Below are 4,931 nucleotides of genomic sequence, written 5' to 3' on the forward strand. Positions count from 1 at the left end.
GACGTCACACCCACGTTGTCCGTCGACGCGTCCCACGCCAAGTCCACAGCGGTCGTGGTCTGGGACGTGGACCGCACATTGCCCGGCACGGTCGGAGCCTGGGTGTCCGGCAACGCCTTCGTGCGCACCTTCACCGCCGCACTCTTGACCGAGGCGTTGCCCGCCGCATCCTTCGCGATCACCGTGTAGCTGTGCTCGCTGTCCGGCGTCAGACCGTCGATCGTGGCCGTCGTACCGGAGACGATCGCGACACACGTGTCACCCTCGAACACCTCGTACGACGTCACACCCACGTTGTCCGTCGACGCGGTCCAGCCGAGGGTGACGCTGGACTGCGTGACGTCCGTGACCGTGACACCGGTGGGCGCGGTCGGGCCCTCGGTGTCCGGCACGGCCGCGGTGCGCGCCGTGACCGGGGCGCTCCTGGCCGAGGCGTTGCCCGCCGCGTCCTTGGCCACCACGGTGAACGTGTACTCGGTGTCGGCCGCCAGGCCTGTGACGGTGGCCGTCGTGCCGGTGACGATGACGACGCACGTGTCACCGTCGAACACCTCGTACGTCGTCACACCCACGTTGTCCGTCGACGCGTCCCACTCCAGGCCGATGCTCGTCGCGGACGCACCGGTGGAGCGGACGTTGGTCGGCGGGGTCGGGCCCTCGGTGTCGGGCGCGGCGAGCGTGCGCACGGTGAGGGCGTTGCTGGAGGCCGAGGCGTTGCCCGCCGCGTCCTTGGCGATCACGGTGTAGGTGTGCTCGGTGTTCGGGGTGAGTCCTTCGACCGTGGCCGTGGTGCCCGTGACGATGGCGACGCACGTGTCACCCTCGAACACCTCGTAGGTCGCCACGCCGACGTTGTCGCTCGCCGCGGACCACGCCAGCGAGACGCTGGTCGGCGTCACACCGGTGGAGACCAGGTTGCCCGGCGCCGTCGGGGCCTGGGTGTCGGGCACGGCCTTCGTGCGGGCCGTGACCGGGGCGCTGGCCGACGAGCGGTTGCCCGCCGCGTCCTTCGCCACCACGGTGAAGGTGTGCTCGGTGTCGGCGGCCAGGCCGTCGACGGTGGCGCTGGTGCCCTCGACGCTCGCCGCGACGGTGTCGCCGCGGTAGACGTCGTAGCCGGTGACGCCGACGTTGTCGGTGGCCGCGGTCCAGGACAGCGGCACGCTGTTCTGCGTGGTCTCACCGGCAGTGAGGCCGGTCGGCGTGGACGGCGCCTCGGTGTCCCGCGCCGGGGTGACGGTGAACGTGTGCAGCACGGTGCGCTGCGCCGCGTCCACCGGCGTGCAGTCCGCGACGAACGTGCCGAGGCCCGTGTCGCTGCCGTCCGCCTTCTTCGGGGTCATGCTGATGACGAGGTCGTGCACCGACAACGTCGCCGTGCCCGGCTGGTCGAACGTCAGCGCGGGCGCGAACCCGGCACCGTTGACGACCAGGTCGCCGGCCGGGATGGGTTGGTTGGGCATGTTCGTCGGCACGGCGACCGCCAGGTGACCCTGCGGCGACTTGACCAACGACGTCGCCGTCGCCGTGCCCTGCACCGTTTCCGCGCCGATGAGGCGCAGCGCCTGGGTCGACGTCGGTCCGGCGTTCGCGACCGCGGTGATGTCGATCCTCGGCGTGGGCTGCCCGACGGCGATCTCCGCCGGCAGGCTGTTGGTGTTGATGTCGACCGTGACGGTCTGGTTGCCGATCAGCGGGAACGGGCAGCTGTAGACCTGGCGCAGCGGCGGGGTGCCGCCGACACCGGCCGGTGTCTCGGGCGTGACCGCCGCGCCCGTGACGGTGTAGGTCTGCAACGTGGTGTCCTGGTTCGGGGCGGGTGTGCAGTCGGCCACGAACGTGCCCAGGTCGGTCGGCGTGCCGTCGGCCTTGAGCGGGGTCATCTCCAGCACCAGGTCGGTGACCTCGACGGTGGCCGTGCCCGGCCGGTCGAAGCGCAGTCCCGGCGCCGAGCCGACGGCGTTGACCACGAGGTCGTTGCCGACGGCCGGGATCGGCTGGTTCGACACGGTGGTGTCGACCCGCACGGTGAGCGCACCCTGGTCACCGGGCGCGCTGACCCTCGACGTGGCTCGGGCCGTGCCCCGGATCGTCTCCGCACCGGCCATGCGCAGACCCTGCGTCGCCGCCGCGCCCACGTTGGCCACGGCGGTGATGTCGAGGTTCGGGGTGAACGCGCCGGCGGCGACCGCGGACGGCTGCGTCAGCTTGGTCCTCACGCTGACGCTCTGGTCGCCGATGAGGGGGACCGGGCAGTTGTAGGACTGGGTCAGGTCGCCCTGCGCAGCCGAACTCGTGCCCGTGCCCATCAGGAGGCCCGCGACGACCAGGGCCGCGGTGGCCACCGCGCCGAGCCTGGTCGACCCGAGGGCCGGTTTTCTGCGTCTCACGGATCATCCTCCCTGGCGCCGAGCGCGCGCCAGCAAATAGGGGCAGGTGGGAATGGTTCGCAGACGGGCTGCAACGGCAAATTAACGACCCCCTCGACACACGTGCAAGACTATCGATTGCGCATTTCTTGCGGTGTTTGAAAATTGTCATTGTCGGACAAATATCGAAGCCGCCACCTGCACGGACCCGACACCGGACGGCGTCGGCCGCCCTCCGGAACTAGCATCCGGAGCACATTCCCGGGATTCTTTTTTGGCACGCACATGACAAACCGCGCGCCGAGTGCTCGGCGCGCGGTCGTCGGGGTCGTGCTCGGTGGCGTGGCTCAGAAGGTGAGCCGCCAGGCGTCCACGTAGCCGGTGTCCTGGCTGTACACGTCCTGGACCTTGAGCCGCCACGTGCCGTTGGCCGGTTCGGACGACGCGTTCACCGCGTAGGTGGTGACCACGTCGGGCGTGCTGGAGTTGCTGGAGCTCTTGAGCCGGTAGGTGGAGCCGTCCGGCGCGACCAGGTCGATCACCAGGTCACCGCTGTAGGTGTGCTTGATGTCCACGCCGACCTTCAGCGTGGAGGGCGCGTTGCCCGACACGCCGCTGACGGTGATGTTGCTGTACACGCCCGCGCCCGCGTCGGGGATCGTCACGTTGTCCAGGTTCTCGAACACCTTGCCGGGCGGTTGGGGCGTGCCGCCGAGGTCGGCCGCCGCCTGGTTGATGGCCGCGGCGAACGTGCTGACCTCCGTGTAGACGCCGGGGTTGTCCGGCCGCGCGCACCCGTTGCCGTGGCTGACGATGCCGACCTGGACCCACGCGCCGTTGTTGTCGCGGCGGAACATCGGGCCGCCCGAGTCGCCCTGGCAGGTGTCGACGCCGCCGGCGAGCTTGCCCGCGCACAGCTCGGCGGCCGGGATCAGGTCCGCGTAGTACGGGTCGGAGTTCTTGCACGTGGTGTCGTCGATGTAGTCGACGTTCGCCTTCATCAGGTAGCGGGACTGGCCGCCGCCCTCGCGCGTCGCGCCCCACCCGGCGACGGTGAACACACCGGTGTTGTAGGCCGCGGTGGTGGCGATGGGCAGCAGCGCCGCCCCGGTGATGGGGCTGGCGAGCTTGATGATCGCCCAGTCACCGCCGGTGGACGTGGGGTAGGTGGGCGACCGGTGCACGTAGGTCGACGTGCGGGTGATCCGGGACGTGTCCTGGAGGTCCGCCACGCCGTAGGTGGCGGTGATGGAGGTGTTGTTGCCGGTGCGGGTGACGCAGTGCGCCGCCGTCAGCACCAGCTGGTCGGTCAGCATCGCGCCGCCGCAGCCCATGGACAGGCGGACCATCCACGGGAACTCGCCCTTGGCGGCCTGGGTGCCGCCGACGACCATCGGGGTGGGGGTGCCGGTGTCCGGCGGGGGCGGTGCGGCGATCGCCTGGCCCGCGAAGGCGGCCAGGGTGGCGACGACGCCCAGTGCCAGGGCGAAGCCTCTTCTCGCGGTGTTGCGCACGGTCGGTCCTTCCCGCGCCCGGCCGTGGTCGTGCTCGCAGGGTGGCCGGACGTCGAGATCGCAGGGAACTGCCCGCCGGCCCCTCAGCCGGCGACTCATCGTCCGTGCCGGAAGGGCTGCTCACAATCCGTCGATCGACGGGAGTTCTTCCGGGTGCGGATGGCCGCGCCGATCGGGGTTGCCGCTACTGGATCGTCGAGGCGGTGACCGAGGGGTCGGCCGCACCCAGGAAGAAGATGCCCTTGTAGCCCGGGGTCTCGAAGCCCGCGCTCGGGTTGCGGCGCAACGTGGACTTCTCCACCGCCAGCGTGCCGGTGCGGTCGTTGCTGACGAAGAACACCGCGCCACCGCCCTCGTTGGCCTCGTTGTCCTCCACGACGCTGCCGGCGAGGTGGACGGTGAACCTGTTGCCGTCCGCGTAGATCGCGCCGCCGCTGCCGCCACCCGGCGTGCCCGCGCGGGCCGGGTTGGCGCCGCGACCGACCGCCGAGTTGTTGCGCAGCACGCTGTTCAGCACCTCCCAGGAGACGCCGATGCTGCTCAGCGCGCCGCCGTTGGCGCACGTGCCGCCGTCGAACGTGCTGCCGACCACGAACACCGGGCGTCCGGCCGACTGGCTGAGCACGCGCATCCCGGCACCGCCCAGGTCCGGCCCGTTCCGGTCGCACTCGTTGCGCAGGAACGTCGCGTCGACCACCTTCACCCGTCCACCGCGCACGAAGACCGCGCCACCCCCTTCGGCGGCGCCGACGGAGTTGCCGTCCGCCAGCGTGATGTGCTGGATGGTCAACCGCGGGTGGTCCTGGTCCTGGCAGTGGGAGGTGGTGATGCCCAACGCCTCGTCGCACGTGTTCTGGTACAGGATCCGGCGCTGCCCCGCGCCGCTGAGGGTGACCAGGCCCCCGCCGTCCAGCACGACGTCCGGCGCGGCGTCGTTGCGCACCTGCGCGGTCACGGTCATGGTGATCGTGACGGGGTCCGGCCCGCAGTCGAACGTGATGACCCCGCCGCCCGCGACCGCCGCCACCACGGCCTGGGACGTGCAGCC

At 71.0% G+C, this 4,931-nt stretch carries 3 protein-coding genes and 1 pseudogene; all 4 read right to left on the reverse strand.

Translation table 11 applies throughout. The features are described 5' to 3' along the window. Nucleotides 1-2,390: fibronectin type III domain-containing protein (locus AB0G02_RS28075; protein ID WP_360799473.1), on the reverse strand; the 2,390-nt coding region annotated here is incomplete at its 3' end. Nucleotides 2,391-2,716: 326 nt separating this feature from the next. Then, nucleotides 2,717-3,055: a proprotein convertase P-domain-containing protein gene (locus tag AB0G02_RS28080; RefSeq protein ID WP_360799479.1), complete on the reverse strand. Its 339-nt coding sequence runs from the start codon at nt 3,053-3,055 to the stop codon at nt 2,717-2,719. A 27-nt stretch (nt 3,056-3,082) separates the two neighbouring features. After that, nucleotides 3,083-3,883: pseudogene (locus AB0G02_RS28085) on the reverse strand (serine protease); the annotation flags it as partial. 184 nt (nt 3,884-4,067) lie between these two features. Continuing rightward, a partial coding sequence (locus AB0G02_RS28090) for a hypothetical protein (RefSeq protein ID WP_360799476.1) occupies nt 4,068-4,931 on the reverse strand: 864 nt, incomplete at its 5' end.

Origin of the sequence: Actinosynnema sp. NPDC023658, assembly GCF_040639995.1 — a bacterium.
In the GTDB taxonomy this organism is placed as follows: Bacteria; Actinomycetota; Actinomycetes; order Mycobacteriales; family Pseudonocardiaceae; genus Actinosynnema.